The 19,346-nt window shown below is 56.7% G+C and carries 25 protein-coding genes; 18 read left to right on the top strand and 7 right to left on the bottom strand.

The genetic code is table 11. The features are described from left to right. Both mlaE and mlaF read right to left on the bottom strand, forming a co-directional pair. Positions 1 to 780 (bottom strand): lipid asymmetry maintenance ABC transporter permease subunit MlaE, encoded by a 780-nt coding sequence (gene mlaE, locus G5287_RS15075; RefSeq protein ID WP_005336345.1) that lies wholly within the window; start codon positions 778 to 780, stop codon positions 1 to 3. After that, complete coding sequence (mlaF, locus tag G5287_RS15070) at positions 780 to 1,580, bottom strand: phospholipid ABC transporter ATP-binding protein MlaF (RefSeq protein ID WP_005336343.1); 801 nt, start codon at positions 1,578 to 1,580, stop codon at positions 780 to 782. The genes mlaE and mlaF overlap by 1 nt, the downstream gene beginning before the upstream one ends. Positions 1,581 to 1,787: 207 nt before the next feature. Here mlaF and G5287_RS15065 point away from each other — a divergent pair, with 207 nt between their 5' ends. The 10 genes from G5287_RS15065 to npr all read left to right on the top strand — a co-directional run bounded on the left by G5287_RS15065 (position 1,788) and on the right by npr (position 8,604). Then, positions 1,788 to 2,783 carry a KpsF/GutQ family sugar-phosphate isomerase gene (locus G5287_RS15065; RefSeq protein ID WP_421231510.1) on the top strand — a complete coding sequence of 332 codons (996 nt, stop codon included), beginning with the start codon at positions 1,788 to 1,790 and terminating at the stop codon, positions 2,781 to 2,783. Then, positions 2,783 to 3,337 (top strand): 3-deoxy-manno-octulosonate-8-phosphatase KdsC, encoded by a 555-nt coding sequence (gene kdsC, locus G5287_RS15060; protein WP_047438734.1) that lies wholly within the window; start codon positions 2,783 to 2,785, stop codon positions 3,335 to 3,337. Before G5287_RS15065 ends, kdsC begins: the two co-directional genes overlap by 1 nt. After that, positions 3,334 to 3,894: an LPS export ABC transporter periplasmic protein LptC gene (lptC, locus tag G5287_RS15055; protein ID WP_021231837.1), complete on the top strand. Its 561-nt coding sequence runs from the start codon at positions 3,334 to 3,336 to the stop codon at positions 3,892 to 3,894. Before kdsC ends, lptC begins: the two co-directional genes overlap by 4 nt. Continuing rightward, positions 3,881 to 4,408, top strand: a complete 528-nt coding sequence (lptA, locus tag G5287_RS15050) for a lipopolysaccharide transport periplasmic protein LptA (RefSeq protein WP_040068817.1) — start codon at positions 3,881 to 3,883, stop codon at positions 4,406 to 4,408. Before lptC ends, lptA begins: the two co-directional genes overlap by 14 nt. Before the next feature lie 3 nt (positions 4,409 to 4,411). Continuing rightward, a complete protein-coding gene (gene lptB / locus G5287_RS15045) occupies positions 4,412 to 5,137 on the top strand; it encodes an LPS export ABC transporter ATP-binding protein (RefSeq protein WP_005336333.1) in 726 nt (241 codons plus the stop codon). A gap of 65 nt (positions 5,138 to 5,202) precedes the next feature. Continuing rightward, on the top strand, positions 5,203 to 6,642 hold the full coding sequence (locus tag G5287_RS15040) for an RNA polymerase factor sigma-54 (protein ID WP_005336331.1): 1,440 nt from the start codon (positions 5,203 to 5,205) through the stop codon (positions 6,640 to 6,642). Between the two features lie 20 nt (positions 6,643 to 6,662). Further along, entirely contained in the window at positions 6,663 to 6,950 is a 288-nt protein-coding gene (gene hpf, locus G5287_RS15035) for a ribosome hibernation promoting factor (RefSeq protein WP_005336323.1), read from the top strand. 2 nt (positions 6,951 to 6,952) lie between these two features. Continuing rightward, entirely contained in the window at positions 6,953 to 7,399 is a 447-nt protein-coding gene (gene ptsN / locus G5287_RS15030; RefSeq protein WP_005336322.1) for a PTS IIA-like nitrogen regulatory protein PtsN, read from the top strand. Between the two features lie 45 nt (positions 7,400 to 7,444). Then, on the top strand, positions 7,445 to 8,311 hold the full coding sequence (gene rapZ, locus G5287_RS15025; protein WP_040068818.1) for an RNase adapter RapZ: 867 nt from the start codon (positions 7,445 to 7,447) through the stop codon (positions 8,309 to 8,311). Positions 8,312 to 8,331: 20 nt separating this feature from the next. Beyond that, positions 8,332 to 8,604 (top strand): PTS phosphocarrier protein NPr, encoded by a 273-nt coding sequence (gene npr / locus G5287_RS15020; protein WP_005336318.1) that lies wholly within the window; start codon positions 8,332 to 8,334, stop codon positions 8,602 to 8,604. A 146-nt stretch (positions 8,605 to 8,750) separates the two neighbouring features. On the opposite strand, the gene degS is transcribed toward npr, so the two are convergent. The 3 genes from degS to G5287_RS15005 all read right to left on the bottom strand — a co-directional run bounded on the left by degS (position 8,751) and on the right by G5287_RS15005 (position 11,808). Next, positions 8,751 to 9,875 carry an outer membrane-stress sensor serine endopeptidase DegS gene (gene degS, locus G5287_RS15015; RefSeq protein WP_266134915.1) on the bottom strand — a complete coding sequence of 375 codons (1,125 nt, stop codon included), beginning with the start codon at positions 9,873 to 9,875 and terminating at the stop codon, positions 8,751 to 8,753. Between the two features lie 109 nt (positions 9,876 to 9,984). Then, on the bottom strand, positions 9,985 to 11,346 hold the full coding sequence (locus G5287_RS15010) for a Do family serine endopeptidase (RefSeq protein WP_216952220.1): 1,362 nt from the start codon (positions 11,344 to 11,346) through the stop codon (positions 9,985 to 9,987). Positions 11,347 to 11,427: 81 nt separating this feature from the next. After that, positions 11,428 to 11,808, bottom strand: coding sequence for a YhcB family protein (locus G5287_RS15005; protein ID WP_216952219.1), 381 nt, complete (start codon positions 11,806 to 11,808; stop codon positions 11,428 to 11,430). 140 nt (positions 11,809 to 11,948) lie between these two features. Between G5287_RS15005 and zapE the strand changes: the two genes are divergently transcribed. From zapE to G5287_RS14965, 8 genes are all read left to right on the top strand, one after another. After that, complete coding sequence (gene zapE, locus G5287_RS15000; RefSeq protein ID WP_421209466.1) at positions 11,949 to 13,043, top strand: cell division protein ZapE; 1,095 nt, start codon at positions 11,949 to 11,951, stop codon at positions 13,041 to 13,043. A gap of 266 nt (positions 13,044 to 13,309) precedes the next feature. Then, positions 13,310 to 13,738 carry a 50S ribosomal protein L13 gene (rplM, locus tag G5287_RS14995; protein WP_005341737.1) on the top strand — a complete coding sequence of 143 codons (429 nt, stop codon included), beginning with the start codon at positions 13,310 to 13,312 and terminating at the stop codon, positions 13,736 to 13,738. A 15-nt stretch (positions 13,739 to 13,753) separates the two neighbouring features. Further along, a complete protein-coding gene (gene rpsI, locus G5287_RS14990) occupies positions 13,754 to 14,146 on the top strand; it encodes a 30S ribosomal protein S9 (RefSeq protein WP_005336286.1) in 393 nt (130 codons plus the stop codon). Positions 14,147 to 14,441: 295 nt separating this feature from the next. Further along, positions 14,442 to 15,032: a ubiquinol-cytochrome c reductase iron-sulfur subunit gene (gene petA, locus G5287_RS14985; RefSeq protein ID WP_216952217.1), complete on the top strand. Its 591-nt coding sequence runs from the start codon at positions 14,442 to 14,444 to the stop codon at positions 15,030 to 15,032. 2 nt (positions 15,033 to 15,034) lie between these two features. Next, entirely contained in the window at positions 15,035 to 16,252 is a 1,218-nt protein-coding gene (locus G5287_RS14980) for a cytochrome b (RefSeq protein ID WP_421231509.1), read from the top strand. Beyond that, the gene (locus G5287_RS14975; RefSeq protein WP_201938939.1) at positions 16,249 to 16,983 is read left to right on the top strand and encodes a cytochrome c1; all 735 of its coding nucleotides are present in this window, start codon (positions 16,249 to 16,251) and stop codon (positions 16,981 to 16,983) included. Before G5287_RS14980 ends, G5287_RS14975 begins: the two co-directional genes overlap by 4 nt. An 87-nt stretch (positions 16,984 to 17,070) precedes the next feature. Then, a complete protein-coding gene (sspA, locus tag G5287_RS14970) occupies positions 17,071 to 17,700 on the top strand; it encodes a stringent starvation protein SspA (RefSeq protein WP_005336279.1) in 630 nt (209 codons plus the stop codon). Continuing rightward, a complete protein-coding gene (locus G5287_RS14965) occupies positions 17,697 to 18,122 on the top strand; it encodes a ClpXP protease specificity-enhancing factor (RefSeq protein ID WP_041234002.1) in 426 nt (141 codons plus the stop codon). Before sspA ends, G5287_RS14965 begins: the two co-directional genes overlap by 4 nt. A 42-nt stretch (positions 18,123 to 18,164) precedes the next feature. Here the strand turns inward: G5287_RS14965 and dolP are convergent, their stop codons facing one another. Next, entirely contained in the window at positions 18,165 to 18,743 is a 579-nt protein-coding gene (gene dolP, locus G5287_RS14960; protein WP_227341815.1) for a division/outer membrane stress-associated lipid-binding lipoprotein, read from the bottom strand. Between the two features lie 4 nt (positions 18,744 to 18,747). Then, the gene (locus G5287_RS14955; protein WP_005341724.1) at positions 18,748 to 19,338 is read right to left on the bottom strand and encodes a D-sedoheptulose-7-phosphate isomerase; all 591 of its coding nucleotides are present in this window, start codon (positions 19,336 to 19,338) and stop codon (positions 18,748 to 18,750) included. Positions 19,339 to 19,346: the final 8 nt, after the last annotated feature.

Here is a 19,346-nt window from a genome sequence, read left to right as displayed (position 1 = left end):
TTATCCAAACATGACTGCAGTGAGTATAAAATCCAGGCCGAGCACGGCGAGGGATGAGTGGACCACGGTTCGGGTCGTGGCCTGACTGATCCCGGCCGAGGTCGGCTTGGCATCATAGCCGTTAAAGAGCGCAATCCAGGTGACCACCAGGGCGAAAATCAGGCTCTTGATGGCGCCCTGCATGATGTCTTCATGCCAGTCGACGGAGGCCTGCATGGCAGACCAGAAGCCCCCTTCGTCCACGCCGAGCCAGTCCACACCAACCAGCTTGCCGCCGAAGATGCCGATCAGGCTGAACATAAAGGCCAGCAGCGGCATGCTGATGACGCCAGCCCAGAAGCGGGGGGCAACCACCCGGCGCAGCGGGTCGACCGCCATCATCTCGAGGCTTGAAAGCTGCTCGGTGGCCTTCATCAGGCCGATTTCAGCGGTCAGGGCCGAACCGGCACGGCCGGCAAACAGTAGCGCCGTGACTACAGGACCCAGCTCCCGCAGCAGGGAGAGGGAGACCAGCGGTCCCAGACTCTGCTCGGCGCCGAAATCCTTCAATACGTTGTAACCCTGCAGCGAGAGCACCATGCCGATGAACAGGCCGGAGACCAGAATGATGGCCACCGACTGCACACCCACCACATAGAGCTGCTGGACAAGCAGCGGGAAGTGCTTGCGCGGCTCGGGTTTGCCCGCCAGCGCATGGAACAACATGATGGTGGCGCGACCGACGGAGCTGATAAACCGCACTCCGACCCGCCCCAGCTTGCTTATTTGACTTATCAACATCACAGATCCTGTAGCAGATCGCCTGCCGGAAAATGAAACGGAACAGGACCATCGGGCAATCCTTTGAGGAATTGCTCGACTTCGGGATTGTGCTCCTCGCGCAGTTGGTCCGGCGTGCCGTGTGCCACCACCTTGCGATTGGCAATGATGTAGGCGTAATCGGCGATGCTCAGCACCTCTTTCACGTCGTGGGTGACGATGACGGAGGTGATACCGAGGGCATCGTTCAGCTCCTTGATCAGCTTGACCAGCACCGCCATGGTGATGGGGTCCTGCCCGACGAATGGCTCGTCATACATGATGAGGTCAGGATCGAGCGCAATTGCCCGTGCCAGCGCCGCCCGGCGCGCCATGCCGCCGGAGAGCTCGGAGGGCATCAGTTTCGCCGCGCCGCGCAAGCCCACCGCCTGCAGCTTCATCATGACGATGGTGTGGATCAGCTCCTCCGGCAGGCCGGAGTGCTCTCGCAGCGGGAAGGCCACGTTGTCGTAGACCGTCATGCCGGTAAACAGGGCGCCGCTCTGGAACAGCATGCTCATCCGCTTGCGCACTTCATAGAGGCGCGAACGGGAGAGGGTGGGGATGTCTTCCCCGTCAAACAGAATGTGACCGGACTCCGGCTTGAGCTGGCCACCGATCAGCCGCAGCAGGGTGGTTTTACCGATGCCGCTCGGGCCCATGACGGCGGTCACCTTGCCACGAGGAATGGTCAGGTTGATCCCGTCATACAACAGCCGATCTCCGTGACTGAAGGTCAGGTCGGAGATGGTGATCAGGTCATTGTTCAAACAATTGTCCATCCGGTGTAAATGAGGTGCGAATTTTATGGGGTAGTCTAGGTCTAAGCAACAGCAAGGAACAACTATTGAACAGGCTGCAAGCCCATTTGCACGACAGTTTTCTGTAACAAAGTGCGTCATCGAGAGCGGGACTTGCCATCCGATTCGCTTATCCGGGCAGACTTTTTTATAATCCCGCAGCTAATTTCGGCCCGGAGCTGTGTCTTTATGTCTGTAAAGCCTGAGAAAGTGTCTGAACTGTTCGATTTTCGTCGCAGTGCCCGCGCGGTGCTGGACACAGAAAAGCAAGCCATTGATGGACTCTATCAGTATCTGAACGACGCCTTCGACAAGGCGTGCGAAATGGTGCTGCGCTGCGGTGGCAAGATAGTGGTCACCGGCATGGGCAAATCGGGCCATATCGGCAGCAAGATCGCCGCCACCCTCGCCAGCACCGGCACACCGGCCTTCTTCCTTCATCCGGGAGAAGCGAGTCACGGCGATCTGGGGATGATCTCCAGTGGCGACCTTATCATCGCTATCTCCAACTCCGGCGAGAGCGACGAAATCCTGGCTCTGCTGCCTGTGCTCAAGCGCCGCGGCATTCCGCTCATCTGTATGACCGGTAATCCCGCCTCTACCATGGCCAAAGAGGCCAATGTGCACCTGTGCATCAAGGTGGAGAAAGAGGCCTGCCCGCTGGGTCTGGCGCCCACCTCCAGCACCACGGCAACCCTGGTGATGGGCGATGCCCTGGCGGTCGCCCTGCTGGAAGCGCGCGGTTTTACCGCCGATGACTTCGCGCTTTCGCACCCGGGCGGTTCCCTTGGCAAGCGTCTGTTGCTGCGGGTTGGCGACCTGATGCACAGCGGTGAGCTGTTGCCCCGGGTAGGGATAGATGCCACCATCAGCCAGGCGCTGCTGGAAGTGAGCCGCAAGGGGCTCGGTATGACGGCGGTGGTCGATGGCAATGGCCTGCTGGCCGGGCTCTTTACCGATGGCGACCTGCGCCGCATTCTTGACCAGCAGATCGATATCCATCACACCCCCATCAGCCGTGTGATGACGGCCAACTGTGTTACCGTAGGTTCAGATATGATGGCTGCAGAAGCCGTCAAGCTGATGGAAACGAGAAAAATCAACGGATTACTGGTCGTGGATGAAGAGAAACGCCTGCTCGGCGCCTTCAACATGCACGACCTGCTGAAAGCCGGAGTAATTTGATGCAAAACGTACCGACCCTCTATGGTCCGGTGACGCGCAGCCAGTTCGACAAGGCGGCGCAAATCCGCCTGCTGGTGTGCGATGTGGACGGGGTGCTCTCCAACGGCCTCATCTACATGGGAAACAACGGCGAAGAGCTGAAAACCTTCTGTACCCGCGATGGTGCGGGCATGCGAGCGTTGCTCAATGCCGGGATCGAGATCGCCATCATCACAGGGCGCAACTCCCGTATCGTTAGCGATCGGATGAAAAGCCTGGGGGTGGCTCATGTGGTGCAGGGGGCTGATAAAAAGCTGCCTCACTTCGAAGCGCTGCTGGCCAAGCTGGGGCTGACTGCTGAACAGGCCGCCTATATGGGCGATGACACCATCGATCTGCCGGTGATGGCCGCTTGCGGCCTGGGTATCGCGGTGGCCGATGCCCATCCGCTGGTGCTGAGTCGTGCCGATATGGTGACCCGGCTTGGCGGTGGCATGGGCGCGGTGCGCGAGGTGTGTGACCTCATTTTGCAGGCGCAGGGCCACGACGATTATCAGCCCGAGGCCTCGGTATGAGCAGACAGACCCTGTTGTTTGCCCTGCTGTTTCTGGTCGCGCTGGTTGCCTGGCAGTTGGGCAAGGTTGAGCTGGTGCCTGAGAGCGCCGTCAAAATCGAAAACTATCAGCCGGATTTTGTCGCCAAAGATCTGGTGACCACCCGTTTTGATATCAATGGCAAGCGCACCGAGCGGTTGGAGTCGACCTACGCCGAGTATTATCAAATCCTCGAGCAGGCCACCTTCGACAAGCCGGTGGTCTACATGTATGACAATCAGGGTGCCGCCGAGTGGAAGGTGACCGCCGAAACCGGCGTGCTCAACACCGGCGACAACGTCATCCTGCGGGACAAGGTGCATCTGGATGGTCTGCTGCCCACCTCTTTCATTTCCACACTGGATACTCCCTATCTGGAGCTGGATCTGGTGACACAGGATGTGCGCAGCAACCGGGAAGTGAACATTCTGGGTCGGGATTTCCAGACCCAAGGGGTTGGCCTCAAGGGCCATCTGGACCGCAAATATTTTGAGTTACTGGATCAAGGCCATGCCATCTATTTCAATGAAAAACGCTAATCTGGCCCTCGCAGCCCTGTTGTTGTGTGGTGCGGTGACCGCCAAAGAGTCCGACTTTGCCGAGAAGGTTTACGTCGATGCCGTCAAACAGGTGGCCGAGATGCAAGACAACCGCATCACCTTCGAAGAGGATGTGACCATCAATCAGGGCACCATCCGGATCAAGGCTGACAAGGTGGTAGTGACCCGTTCCGGCGAGAAAGGGGCCGAGGTGATGACTGCCTACGGCAAGCCCGCCACCTTCTTCCAGATCCTGGATAACGGCAAGCCGGTCAATGCCCACGGCAATACCATCCGCTACGAGCTGAAGAACCGTCTGGTGACCATCACCGGCAACGGTCAGCTCAAGCAGGAAGATAGCCAGGTCAATGGCGATCTGATCCGCTACGACATCGTCAAACAGAAGATGATTGCCGAGAGCAAGAGCCCGAGCCAGCGGGTCAAAACCGTGTTCCTGCCGGATCAGGTAGAGAATTTCGACAAGCCCGCCGACCAGAAGAAGCAGGGAAAATAAGCCATGGCAGTGTTAAAAGCAGTGGGCCTGCAGAAGAGCTACAAGCGCCGCATGGTGGTGAGTGATGTCAGTCTTGAAGTGGGCACCGGCCAGATTGTCGGCCTGCTCGGCCCCAACGGGGCGGGCAAGACCACCTCCTTCTACATGATCGTGGGGTTGGTACAGCGCGATGCCGGTCTCATCACCATCGACGATCAGGACATCAGCTTGCAGCCCATGCATGTGCGAGCGCGTAATGGCATCGGTTACCTGCCGCAGGAGGCCTCCATCTTCCGTCGCCTGTCGGTGTTCGACAACCTGATGGGCGTGATGCAGACCCGCAAGGGGTTGAGCCGTGAAGAGCGTGAAGACAAGGTTCAGCAACTGCTGGAAGAGTTCAATATCACCCACATTCGCGACAACCTGGGGCAGAGCCTCTCCGGCGGTGAGCGCCGTCGGGTCGAGATCGCCCGTGCGCTGGCGGCCGAGCCGCGTTTTATTCTGCTGGATGAACCCTTTGCAGGGGTTGACCCGATTTCTGTGATAGACATCAAGAAGATCATTCAGCATCTGAAAGATAGAGGCCTTGGCGTCTTGATTACCGACCACAACGTCAGAGAGACTCTGGACGTATGTGAGAAGGCCTATATCGTCAGCCACGGCAAGATGATTGCCGAAGGTGCACCGGCTGACATCCTTGCCGATGAGCAGGTCAAGCGCGTCTATTTGGGCGATCAATTCAGTCTATAGTAAGGGGGCATGCCTTCATTTCCTTTGACGAGTGCCTCGCTGAACATAAGGATATCCCGACGTAGATGAAGCCGACATTACAGTTGCGTCTCGGTCAGTCCCTGACCATGACGCCGCAATTACAACAAGCGATTCGTCTGCTCCAGCTCTCCACTCTGGAACTTCAGCAGGAAATTCAGCAAGCGCTCGAAAACAACCCTCTGCTGGAGCAGGAAGAGAGCGAGGCGCAAGAGACCAGTCCGGAAGCGCCGGTCGATGCCAGCCAGCTGGATTCCAGCGATGCCATGGCTCAGGAGCAGATGCCGGATGAGTTGCCGGTGGATACCACCTGGGACGAGGTTTACTCTGCCGGCACCGCCCAGAGCGCGGGCCCCATCCACGATGGGGAAGATAGCGTCTATCAGGGTGAAACCACCGAAAACCTGCAGGATTATCTGCTGTGGCAGATGCGACTCACACCGTTTAGCGATGTGGATGCCGCCATCGCGCTCGCCATCATCGATGCCATCGACGAATCAGGTTATCTGACCGTTGCGCTGGAGGATATCCAGGCTGCCGTCACCAGCGATGACGTAGAGGTGGAGCTCGATGAGGTCGAGGCGGTACTCAAGCGGGTGCAGCACTTCGATCCGGTCGGTATTGCTGCCCGTTCTGTGCAGGAGTGTTTGCTGATCCAGCTGGATCAGTATGACCCGCAGACCCCCTGGCTCAACGAGGCCAAGGAGGTGATCCTCGAGCACATGGAGCTGCTCGGCAACCGGGATTACCGCACCCTCGCCCGCAAGACAAAACTCAAGGAGAGCGACCTCAAGGAGGTGCTGGATTTGATCCAGCTGCTGGAGCCGCGCCCCGGCAATGGCATCATCCAGAGCGACTCCCAGTACGTGATCCCCGACGTCTCCGTGGTCAAGAAGGGCAGCAAGTGGGTGGTCGAGCTCAATCCCGACTCTGCCCCCCGCATCCGGGTCAACGAGACCTATGCCGCCATGGCCCGCAACGCCCGCAGCAGCACCGACACCCAGTTTATCCGCTCCCATTTGCAGGAAGCCAAGTGGTTCATCAAGAGCCTGGAAAGTCGCAATGACACCCTGCTGAAAGTGGCCAGTTGCATTGTCGAGCAGCAACAGGGCTTTTTCGAGTATGGTGAAGAGGCGATGAAGCCGATGGTGCTCAATGACATCGCCGAAGCGGTAGAGATGCATGAGTCGACCATCTCCCGGGTGACGACCCAGAAGTACATGCATACCCCCCGTGGTATCTTCGAATTGAAGTTTTTTTTCTCCAGCCATGTGAACACCGAAGGAGGAGGAGAGTGCTCATCGACCGCAATTCGCGCGCTCATCAAGAAGCTGGTCACGGCAGAGAATCCTGCCAAGCCGTTAAGTGATAGCAAGATCGCGGATTTGCTGGCCGAACAGGGTATTATGGTGGCGAGACGCACGATCGCTAAGTATCGCGAATCCTTGTTTATCCCACCTTCCAATCAGCGCAAACGCCTGGTTTAGGCAAACAAAAGGATGATGTTATGCAAATTAACCTGACCGGACACCATGTCGAGATCACCGAAGCTCTGCGTGATTATGTGAATAACAAATTTGCCAAACTCGAGCGTCACTTCGACCACATCAACAATGTTCATGTGGTGCTTAGCGTGGAAAAACTGAACCAGATAGCGGAAGCCAAATTGCACGTCAGCGGTGGCGAAGTGTTTGCCAACTCTGAACATGCCGATATGTATGCTGCGATAGACACCTTGCTCGACAAGCTGGACAGGCAGATCATCAAGCACAAAGATAAGTTAAACAAAAAATAACCATGCAACTTGAACACATACTGAGTCGGGACTGCACCAAGAGTGCAGTCCCTTGTACCAGCAAGAAACGCGCCCTCGAAATCATCAGCGAGCTGGCCGCCGAACGCCTTGGCACCTCCCGTCAGGCGCTGTTTGAATGCTTGCTGGCCCGCGAAAAAATGGGTAGTACCGGGATCGGTGCCGGTATTGCGATCCCCCACGGTCGCATTGACGATGAGTTCCCGCCAACCGCGATCCTGATGACCTTTGCCGACCCTATTCCTTTCGACTCCATCGACAATCAACCGGTTGACCTGCTGTTTGCCTTGCTGGTGCCGGAAAGCGAGTGCAAACAGCATCTCAAGACCCTTTCTCTGATGGCTTCCAAGCTGGGTGACAAGGCGGTTTGCCGCCAGTTGCGTCAGGCAACCAGCGACGAAGAGCTCTATCAGATCATGACCTCGGCCTGACAGCAGGCCAAGGATGAGACACCCGTTTTGGCGTGAGGGAACAAGATGCAGTTAATCGTGGTAAGTGGACGTTCGGGCTCCGGTAAAACGGTAGCCCTGCGAGTGCTGGAAGATCTGGGTTACTACTGTGTGGATAACCTGCCGGTCAATTTGCTGCCCCAGCTGATTGTCTCGGTGGAGAGCCAGTACGACAAGCTGGCGGTCAGTATCGATGTGCGCAACCTGCCGAGCGATCCGGAGAAACTGGAAAATCTGCTGGCTCAGGTGCGCAATGAGGGGCGGGTTGAGTTCTCCAGCTTCTTCTTCGACGCCGACAACGGCACCCTGCTCAAGCGCTATGGCGAGAGCCGCCGTTTGCACCCCCTCTCACGCAACAAGCTGTCGCTGGATGAGGCGATTCGGGAGGAGACCCACCTGCTGGCGCCACTCTCCTCGACCGCTGACCTGCGCATCGACACCACCACCCTCAGCATTCATGACCTGAGCGAGCTCATCAAGACCCGGGTACTCGGCAAGAAAGAGAACGAGCTGGTGCTGGTGTTCGAGTCGTTCGGCTTCAAGTACGGCATTCCCAAGGATGCTGACTTCGTGTTCGATGCCCGCTTCCTGCCCAATCCGCACTGGATCCCCGAGCTCAAGCCGTTCACTGGTAAGGATGAGCCGGTCGCCAACTACCTCTCGGCGCAGGCTGACGTAATGCTGTTTACCCAGCAGATCGAGAACATGCTGGTGACCTGGTTGCCCCATCTGGAGCGCAACAATCGCAGCTACCTCACGGTCGGCATCGGTTGCACCGGCGGTCAGCACCGCTCGGTCTTTATTGCAGAACGGCTGGCCAGTGCATTCCGTTTGCTTGGCAAGAACGTGCAGATCCGCCACCGCACTCTTGACAAGAGTGCCCCCCAATCCTGACGGACCAATAGGACGACCCGATGACTGTTTCCGCCTCGGTTGAAGTGAAAAACAAGCTGGGTATTCATGCCAGACCTGCCATGATGCTGTTCGAGTTGGTGCAGGGTTTCGATGCTCACGTGCTGCTGCGCAATGAAGATGGTGTGGAGGCCGATGCTGACAGCATCATCGGCCTGCTGATGCTGGATTCCGCGCAAGGGCGGCAGGTGGAAGTACAGGTTGAGGGCCCCGAAGAGGTCGAGGCCCTGGCCGCCGTGGTGGAGCTGTTCACCTCTGGCTTTAATGAGGAGTAGTCACTCCTCGTTCTTCTTCTATTCCTTTCACTTGTATTCGGTCGCGCTATTGCGGCATGACATGGCTGACTATGTAGTTCCATGGAGAAATGAGAGTTAGGCGCAGCCTAACAGGCTGCAGGCTGATGCAATAGACCTTTGCCGCGTTAGCTGGCCGATGAGACATTGCTGACTCCAGCCCGGTTCTGATAGCGCACATCCTCTTCAATGGTGACCACCACTTCCAGCGGCTTGCCGGAGCGTAACACCGATATGGTCAGCTTGGTGCCGGGGCGGCTCTCGGCGATCTTGTCCAAGGCGGCTCTGGGACCGCTGATGGCTTCGCCGTTGATCTTGAGCAGCACATCCCCTCGTTGCAGACCGCCTTTGGCTGCTGGACCGTAGGGATCCAGACTCTTCACTACCAGACCACGCAGATCGCCGAGATTCATCATCCGCGCGATTATCGGGTTGATCTCGACGCTGGATATCCCAAGGTAGCCGCGAATGACCCTGCCATTGGTGATCAGCTCATCCATGATCCGCTTCGCCAGCCGGTAGGGGATGGCAAAGCTGATGCCGTAGCTCTCCTGATTGCCGTTGAGGTGATAAGTGGCGGTGTTGATGCCCACCAGATCGCCACGGCCGTTGACCAGCGCGCCACCCGAGTTGCCCTCGTTGATGGCGGCATCGGTCTGCAGCAGATCCTGCCGGCCATTGCTGTCCGGCCCCATGCTGGAGAGACCGGTGCGGCCAGTCGCGCTGATGATGCCCTGGGTGATGGTCTGGCCGACGTTGTAGGGATTGCCGATGGCGAGTACTACATCGCCCACTTCTGGCAACCGCTCCGGATCTTGCGGGATTACCGGCAGGTTATCTGACTCGATATAGAGCACGGCAAGGTCGGTAAGCGGGTCTGTGCCGACCAGCTCGGCACTGAAAACCCGGCCATCCTGCAGGGCTACGATGATCTGGTCGGCGTCAGCGATGACGTGGTAGTTGGTCAGCACGTAGCCGCGCTGGGTCATGATGACGCCGGAGCCCAGTCCTTGTGGACGCAGTTCCCCCTGATTGCCCTGGTTGGGAGCAAAGCTGCGGGTGTAGATGTTGACGACGGCGGGGCCGGCCCGATGAGCGGCATAGGAGAAACTCAGTTCTCGGGCATTGGTGATGAGCCCCGGGAGTTGGGCGCCACCGCGAAAATTGGGAAACAGCAGCAACAGCAGCACCGCGACGGTCAAACCGAAACCGACAGACTTGCCCAAGTAACTGACTAAAGGGGAAATTTTCATGTCATTCTCATCCGTACAGGCTGCGGGCAGAGAATAACACTATCGATGGATAAAAATCACCCGCGGCGAAGGCCGCGGGTGATAGAGAGGTTGTTGAACCATCAGGGGGTTAGCGGATCACCAGATAGAGCGAGGAGTCGCCGCGCTGGATATTGAGCGCCAGTACGTCAGGCTTGTTCTTGAGCGCCTTGCTCAGCTCGCCCAAGGTGTTGATGCGCAGACGGTTGACCCCGATGATGATGTCCCCCTTCTGCAGGCCGGAAGCGGCTGCCGGAGAACGGGGATCAATGTCGGCCACGGCGACGCCGGAGACCGGATCGGTAGTGGTGCTCAGCTTGGCCCCTTCCAGTGCCGGATGCAGCGCGCTGGCGCGCACTTCGCTGTCATCGGCCTGCTTCAGGGTCACTTTGGCCGTTTGTGACTTGCCATCGCGGATCAGTCCCAGCTCGACCTGCTTGCCAGCGCCCATGGTGGCGATCTTGGCACGTAGCTCGCCGAAGGAGCGAACCGGCTTGCCATCGATGCTGACGATGATATCGCCCGCCTTGATGCCCGCCTTGTCTGCGGCGGAGTCAGGCATGACCTGGTTGACGAAGGCGCCATCCTTCTTGTTGTAGCCGAAGGTCTTGGCGATGTCTGAGGTGAGTTCGGTACCGGTAATGCCCAGCTGACCGCGACGCACTTCACCGTACTTGACGATCTGCTCGGTCAGATCCCGCACCATGTTGGAGGGGATGGCAAAGCCGATGCCGATGTTGCCGCCGTTCGGGCCCAGAATCGCGGTGTTGATACCGATCAGCTCGCCACGCAGATTGAGCAGGGCACCGCCCGAGTTACCTGAGTTGATGGCCGCATCGGTCTGGATGAAGTTTTCCAGATTCTCGATGTTGAGGCCGCTGCGACCGAGCGCGCTGACGATACCTGAGGTAACGGTCTGACCCAGACCAAACGGGTTGCCGATTGCCAACGCATAGTCACCCACCCGCAGCTCGTCGGAGTCGGCGAACTTGATCTGCACCAGATCCTCGGCCTTGATTTGCAGCAGGGCGATGTCGGACTGCTTATCTTCACCGATCTTCTTGGCCGCATATTCACGACCATCCTTCAGAGTGACCTTGATCTCGTCCGCCTCGTGAACCACGTGGGCGTTGGTGATCACGTAACCCTTCTTGGCATCGACGATGACACCGGAGCCGAGTGCCTGGAACGGCTGCTCGCTCACCTGTTCATCGGGCATATTGGGACCGAAGAAGAAACGGAATTGTTCCGGCAGACGCTGGCGGGTGATCTTCTTGCCGGAGACAGAGATATTAACTACGGCAGGAGTGACCTGTTCGAGAACGGGGGCCAGACTTGGCATCTCCTGATTAGAGCCTAACAGGGAAGGCAGTGCGGCCTGAGCAGGGGCCGCAGACATGGCGATACCGACGCTGAGGGCTAGCACACTGAGCATGGAAAGAGGTTTACGCATATGAAAAACAGCTCCCAGAAAAAGTTGCATTGCAATCGTCAAGGTCAGACCACAGGGCTGGCCAATTAGTTCCGCGAGGAACTAATTTGGTTGTTTGAGCAGTCCGGAAGAGGCGCCGGCATAGTCGCGAGGCGGTACGCCCGGCTCATCTGCTTCTTTGGTTGGGGCTTCTTCTACCAATGATTCACGGAACAGCGGTTCCTGTGCCTTGGCCAGGAATTTGCTCTGCTCGGCCATGTGGCGATAGAGGGTCTGATACTGCTCGGCCAGTTGCTCCATCAGCGCGGCGCTGTCGGCGAAGTGGGTATTGATTTGGCCCTGATAGCTTTCAAGCTCCTTGTGGGCCTTTTTCAGTTCCTGTTCCAGACGGCCGGCATCGCGGCTGCGTACCGAAAAACGGCCGAGAACGATACCGATAATCAAGGCCGCGACAGCCAGCAGGATCCCAGTTAACAGACTCATAGATGCTCCTTGTTACAGCTAAAACAGAGTGGGTTTATGCGGTCGTCATAACCGCCATGCCTTGATGGCACTATACCGTGCGTCCTGAGGCCGTGATACCATTTTGTCCTCGATTCAGGGACTTGGAGAGGCGCTCAAGGATGACACCGCAGCAAAAATACCAGCAGGATCTGCTGCGCCCCGGCTTTGTGGCCGACCCCGCGCAGGGGATGGCCATTAGCAGGCTGGAGCGACTGTATCAGGATTTGCTACGGCGCCCGACTCCGACCAGATCTCGAGGGTTGCTGGGTTGGCTGCAAAAGCCCAAGCAGCCGGAGCCCGTCCTCGGTATCTATATGTGGGGCGGAGTGGGCCGAGGCAAGACCTGGCTGATGGATACCTTTTTTGACAGCCTGCCGGGGACGCGCAAGATGCGCAGCCATTTCCACCGTTTCATGCACCGCATTCACGATGAATTGCAGGGGTTGAGCGGGCAGTCCGATCCCCTCAAACTGGTGGCCAGCAAGCTTGCCAGCGAGACAGACATCATCTGTTTCGACGAATTTTTTGTCTCCGACATCACCGATGCCATGTTGCTGGGCACGCTGTTTCAGGAGCTGTTTGGTCACGGTGTTGTGCTGGTCGCCACTTCAAATATTCCGCCGCAGGATCTTTATCGCAACGGGCTGCAGCGAGCCCGTTTTCTGCCAGCTATCGAGCTGATCGAGCGTCATTGCGAGGTACTTAACGTAGATGGCGGTATCGACTATCGCCTGCGTACGCTGGAACAAGCGGAGATTTATCACTGCCCGCTGGACTTGCAGGCAAAAGCCAATCTTGACCGCTATTTTCAGCAATTAACCGGTGGGCACACGGCTTGCGAGGGGACGTTCGAGGTCAATCATCGTCAGCTGACGTCGCTCGGAATGGGGGAAGGGGTGCTCTATATGGAATTTGAGCAACTTTGCTGTACTCCCCGCTCCCAGAACGACTATATCGAGCTGGCCAGACTGTTCCATACTGTTCTGCTGGCCAATGTGCAGCCAATGGGCACAGGCACGGATGACGCGGCTCGCCGCTTCATTGCCATGGTCGATGAGTTTTATGAACGGCACGTCAAGCTCATCATGTCGGCGGCGGTTCCCATGGCAGAACTCTACGGTGAAGGGCTGCTGAATTTCGAATTCCAACGCTGTCTTTCACGGCTTCAGGAAATGCAATCGCACGAATACCTTGCCAGAGTGCACCTTCCTTAGTCACAATACCGCGCCTGCCAGTCGGATGGGCATCTGCGGCAGGTAGGGCCGGGCGACATTTGCTGGTTTCATGGCAGTGAAATTAGCAGGTGATATTTAAGGCAACTTCACTTATAATCGCCCGGCCCACGTTACAGCTGTCGATAAGACAGCAACACTTTAAGCTTTACTTGTATTCGAAGGGGTACAGGTAGGCCATCGTTTGTTGTTTGTGGGAGAGCCCCCATAAACAATTGGGTCTGTAACAGGTAATTGGGTTTAACTTAATGAAAACTTTCGTTGCCAAGCCAGAAACCGTAAAACGTGACTGGTACATTGTGGACGCAGAAGGTAAAACTCTGGGTCGTATCGCAACCGAGATCGCTGCTCGTCTGCGTGGTAAGCACAAAGCTGAATACACTCCGCACGTTGACACCGGTGATTACATCATCGTTGTAAACGCTGAGAAGGTACGTGTTACCGGTAAGAAAACTACCGACAAAATGTACCACGCTCACTCCGGTTTCCCGGGTGGTATCAAGTCAATCAGCTTCGACAAGCTGATTCAGCGTAAACCGGAAATGGTAATCGAAGCTGCTGTTAAAGGCATGCTGCCGAAAGGTCCTCTGGGCCGTGCCATGTTCCGTAAACTGAAAGTTTACGCAGGCGCCGAGCACGCTCACGCTGCTCAGCAACCTCAAGTACTGGATATCTAATCGGGAACTGGCAACATGGCAGAAAATCAATACTACGGTACCGGCCGTCGCAAAAGCTCCACTGCTCGCGTATTTATCAAAGCGGGTAGCGGTAAGATCGTAATCAACCAGCGCTCCCTGGAGCAGTACTTCGGTCGTCCGACTGCCCGCATGGTAGTTCGTCAGCCGCTGGAACTGGTTGAGATGACCGAGAAACTGGATCTGTACATCACCGTTAACGGTGGTGGCATCTCCGGTCAAGCTGGTGCGATCCGCCACGGTATCACTCGTGCTCTGATGCAGTACGATGAAACCCTGCGTTCCGAACTGCGTAAAGCAGGCTTTGTTACTCGCGATGCCCGTAAGGTTGAGCGTAAGAAAGTCGGTCTGCACAAAGCTCGTAAGCGTCCGCAGTACTCCAAGCGTTAATTCGCTTTCGGTGCTCACTCTTTCGAGTGTCAAAAAAGCCTGGCAACCGCCAGGCTTTTTTTATTAGTAATATTACCGACATCAATGCTAACCACGCGTCACAAAAGACAAAAAATTGTTTCTTTATTGTTTTTATTGCTCACCGCTCTTTCTTGTCAAGTTGTTATCTTTTCTTTAAAATTTCCCCTGTTTTCTGTGGCAATTGTAAATCCAGCTTCCGCCGCTGTTGTCACGGGAAAAATGGGGAACAGGGACACTATAAGAATGTGCGGAGTCCACATGGGAGAGTTTTTGGATGAGCAATGCGCCAGTTGATACCGGTCGCCGCAGATTTCTTACCTGGTCAACGGTTGCCGTTGGTGGGGTAGGAGCTGCGTTTACCGCAGTGCCGTTTATAAAGTCATGGAATCCGAGTGCCAAGGCCAAAGCAGCCGGTGCACCGGTTGAAGTCGATATCAGCAAGTTGGAACCGGGTCAGCTCATCCGTGTCGAGTGGCGTGGCAAACCCGTCTGGGTGGTGAAACGCACCAAGCAGACGCTGGATGCCCTGGCAGCACATGATGACAAGTTGCGGGATCCCTCATCAGAAGAGCCGCAGCAGCCTGACTATGCCCATAACGGGTACAGATCGATCAAGCCCGAAATTTTTGTCGCGGTCGGTATCTGCACCCATCTCGGGTGTTCACCTTCTTATCTGCCTGACAGTTTTGGTGAGCAGGTGCAGGGGGTTGCGTCCGGCTTCTTCTGCCCGTGTCATGGCTCCAAGTTCGATATGGCTGGCCGTGTGTTCCAGGGGGTGCCTGCACCACTGAACCTGGTTATTCCGCCGTATCAATTCATTAACGACACCACCATTCTGGTCGGTGCCGATGGCAAGGAGGCCTGATCATGTTGAGCAAACTGATGGGCTGGATTGACGATCGCTTTCCGCTTACGGCAATGTACAACGACCACATGGCCAAGTATCCGGCTCCGAAGAACCTGAACTTCTGGTATTTCTTCGGTTCGCTGGCCATGTTGGTGCTGGTTAACCAGATCATCACCGGCATCTGGCTGACCATGAACTACAACCCCTCTGCGGAAGGTGCGTTTGCCTCCGTCGAGTACATCATGCGGGATGTGGAGTATGGCTGGCTGCTACGTTACATGCACTCTACCGGTGCCTCTGCCTTCTTCGTGGTGGTCTACCTGCACATGTTCCGAGGTATGATTTACGGCTCTTACCAGAAGCCGCGCGAGCTGCTGTGGATTTTCGGCATGCTGATCTTCCTGGTGCTGATGGCGGAAGCCTTTATGGGCTACTTGCTGCCCTGGGGACAGATGTCATTCTGGGGGGCCCAGGTCATCATCTCGCTGTTTGGTGCCATTCCGGTCATCGGTGACGATCTTACCCTGTGGATCCGTGGTGACTACGTTATCTCTGGTGCGACCCTGAACCGCTTCTTCGCGCTGCACGTCATCGCGTTGCCGCTGGTTTTGGTGATGCTGGTTGCCATGCATATCCTGGCGCTGCACGAAGTCGGCTCCAACAACCCGGATGGCATCGATATCAAGAAGCACAAGGACGAGAACGGCTGGCCGCTGGATGCGGTGGCGTTCCACCCTTACTTCACCGTCAAGGATATGATCGGTGTGGCCGGCTTCCTGTTCTTCTTCTGCGCCATCATCTTCTTCAAGCCGGATATGTGGGGTTACTTCCTCGAGAAGCCGAACTTTGAAGTGGCCAACGGCCTGAAGACTCCGGCTCACATCGCGCCTGTGTGGTACTTCACCCCCTTCTACGCGATTCTGCGTGCGGTACCTGACAAGCTGCTTGGCGTCATCATGATGGGCCTCTCTATTGTGGTGTTGTTCCTGCTGCCCTGGCTGGATCGCTGCAAGGTGCGTTCAATACGCTATCGCAGCAAGCTGCACAAGCTGAACATCGCCCAGTTTGTGGTCTGCTTCATCATTCTGGGGGTGCTGGGTGTACTGCCGTCGACGCCGACTCTGACGCTGGTTGCCCAGATCTGTACCTTGGGTTATTTCGGTTTCTTCGTGCTGTTGTTCTTCTACAGCAAAAACGAACGCACCAAGCCGCTGCCGGAGAGGGTGACATTTAAATGAAAAAAATAATATTTGCAGTGCTGACCCTGCTGCCCTCTCTGGTGTTTGCCGCTGGAGGTGCGGTTGCACTGGACAAGGCCAATTACGATCTGAGTGACAAGGCATCCCTGCAACGCGGAGCGGCCACCTTCATGAATTATTGTGCCGGCTGCCACTCTACCCAGTACCAACGTTACAACCGGGTTGCTGCCGATCTGGAGATCCCTGAGGATCTGATGAAGGAGAACCTCATTTTCACCGACGCCAAAGTGGGTGATCTGATGAAGAGTGCCATGTCCGAGAAGGATGCCGCTAAGTGGTTTGGTGCGCCGCCTCCCGACCTGACTCTGGTAGCCCGAGTACGTGGTGCGGACTGGATTTACACTTATCTGCGTTCTTTTTACGTGGATCCGACCCGTCCGTTTGGTGTGAATAACGTGGTGTTCCCGTCAGTGGGCATGCCCCATGTGCTGGAGCCGCTGCAGGGGACTCCCCGTGCCGAGTTCGCGACTCACATGGTCGATGGCGTCGAGACCCAGCAGGTTGTCAGCATCAAATCTGACGGCAACGGTGAAATGGATGACGAAGAGTATGATAAGACGGTACTGGATCTGGTAAACTTCTTGGTCTACTCGGCTGAACCGGTACAACAGGAGCGTGAACGCATGGGCTTCTGGGTGCTTGGTTTCATCGTGATCTTCTTCATCTTCACTGTGCTGTTGAAGAAGGAATTCTGGCGCGACGTTCACTAAGCGACCAGATCCGGGTAATATAATGCACGGCAATGAAGACCAAGATGCTTCATTGCCGTTTCTGCTTTTTTATGACGGGAGGGTTCAATGGCTGTAGCTGCCAATAAGCGTTCGGTAATGACGCTGTTTTCCGGTGCCAACGATATGTTCAGCCATCAGGTGCGTATTGTCCTGGCGGAGAAGGGTGTTAGTGTGGATATCTGTCAGGTTGACCCAGCCAATCTGCCGGATGAGCTGGCCGAGCTGAACCCGTACAACTCTGTACCGACCCTGGTTGATCGTGAGCTGGCACTCTACACCTCACGCATCATCATGGAGTATCTGGACGAACGCTTCCCGCATCCACCCCTGATGCCTGTTTATCCGGTTGCGCGTGGTAACAGCCGCCTGATGATGCACCGCATCGAGCTGGACTGGTATTCCCTGGCTGACAAGATCATGGCCGGTACCGATGCAGAAGCAGCACGCAACGAACTGCGTGACAACTTGCTCGCCATTGCACCGATCTTCGGTGAAATGCCCTATTTCATGAGCGAAGAGTTTGGTCTGGTAGATTGCTATATGGCTCCGTTGTTGTGGCGTCTGCCGAGCCTGGGTATCGACTTGACCGGTCGTGGCGCCAAAGAGCTGAAGGCCTACATGGTTCGTCTGTTCGAGCGTGAGTCCTTCCAGGCATCCCTGACCGAAGCCGAACGCGAGATCCGTGCTGGCGTATGAGCATGGAACCGACAATGACGCCGAGTCGCCCGTACCTGTTACGGGCGTTCTTTGACTGGTTGCTGGATAACGATCTGACTCCCCATCTGGTGGTCAACGTCAACATTCCCCATGTGATGGTGCCGATGCAGTTTGCTCAGGACGGGCAGATTGTGCTGAATATCGCCCCCCGTGCCGTGATGCAATTTCACATGGATAATGAGGCAATCAGCTTCAGCGCCCGCTTTGGCGGGGTATCCCAACAGGTCTATATCCCGATGGCGGCCGTGCTGGCTATCCATGCTAGGGAGAACGGCGTGGGAACCCTGTTCCCCCCCGAGCCTGGTTACGATATCTGGCTGGAGCAGGCCGAAGCACCGGTGGAGCCAGAGCCGGAACCGCCGCGTCCAAGCGGTCGTCCGACCCTGAAAGTCATCAAATAAAAAAACGCAGCCAATTGGCTGCGTTTTTCATATCCGTAATTATCAGTTCTGGGCGTATTCGAATGCCTTGATGACTCGCTTCACACCGCTAACGTGGCGAGCGATGTTGACCGCCTGCTCTCCCTCCTGACGGGTGACAAGACCAATCAGGAATACTTCGCCGTTTTCGGTGACCACCTTGACCTTGGCGCTATCGAAGTTTTTGGTGCCGAACATGTCGGCTTTCACCTTGGAGGTGAGCCAGGTGTCATTGCTGCGTGTGGTCAGGCTGACTGGCTGACCAAGGCGTAACTCGTTGTAGACGTGGCGGACCCCCTCGATGCGGCCAACAATCTTGCCTGCTTCCAGCTTGTAAACGTCAGAAGGTGTCTGACCGACCAGCAGCACGCGGCCATTGTTGCTGTAGACACTGATCTTGCTGGCTGCGCTGAGCGGTTTGTTGTCGGCCAGCAGATTGGCTGCTTTCAGCTCGATGCTCTGGTCATCCCACTGGGCGCTCATGGTACGGCGGTCGCCAGAAACCTTGGCGGTACCAGCTGCTCCGCCAACCACCACGGCAGCACAGCCCTGCAATAGCAAGGCGCTGGCTAGCAGGCCAAGGATGAGTATCTGCTTGTTCATGGTTTCAATCTTCCTGTTGCGGGAAAAGAGTCTGGTCGATGAGATCACACAGACAGTGCAGGGTCAACAGGTTGACCTCAAGAATACGGGGGCGGCGGGCAGAGGGTACTCGGATCTCCACATCGTTTGGCCCCAGCAAGCCAGCCATTTCGCCACCGTCGCCGCCGCTCAGCACCACTATGGTCATGTCGCGGGAGAGAGCTGCCTCGGCCGCCTTGATCAGGCTTCGGCTGTTGCCCGTGGTGGTGATGACCACCAGAATGTCGCCAGGCTGGCCCAGCGCGCGGATCTGCTTGGCGTAGACCTCTTCAAAACCATGGTCGGTGGCGATGGCGCTGATGGTCGCCATGTCCGGGGTCAGAGCCATGCCGGGAAGAGAGGGGCGCTGGGTCTCGTAGCAGTTGACCAGCTCGGAGATGAACAGTTGCGCCAGTGCGGCAGAAGGACCGTTACCGCATGCCAGCACCTTGTGGCCATTGAGCAGGCAGATGGTGATCATCTGGGCTGCAGTATGGATGGCATCCGGCAGCGCCTCGGCGGCGGCTATTTTGGTCTGGATGCTTTCGGTGTAGTTCTCTTTGATGCGGTCAGTCATAGGGTCCT

Source organism: Aeromonas sp. 603079 (assembly GCF_049172135.1).
Lineage (GTDB): Bacteria > Pseudomonadota > Gammaproteobacteria > Enterobacterales > Aeromonadaceae > Aeromonas > Aeromonas veronii.
Note: the sequence above shows the minus strand (reverse complement) of the source record. Positions and strands in the feature narration are given on the sequence as shown.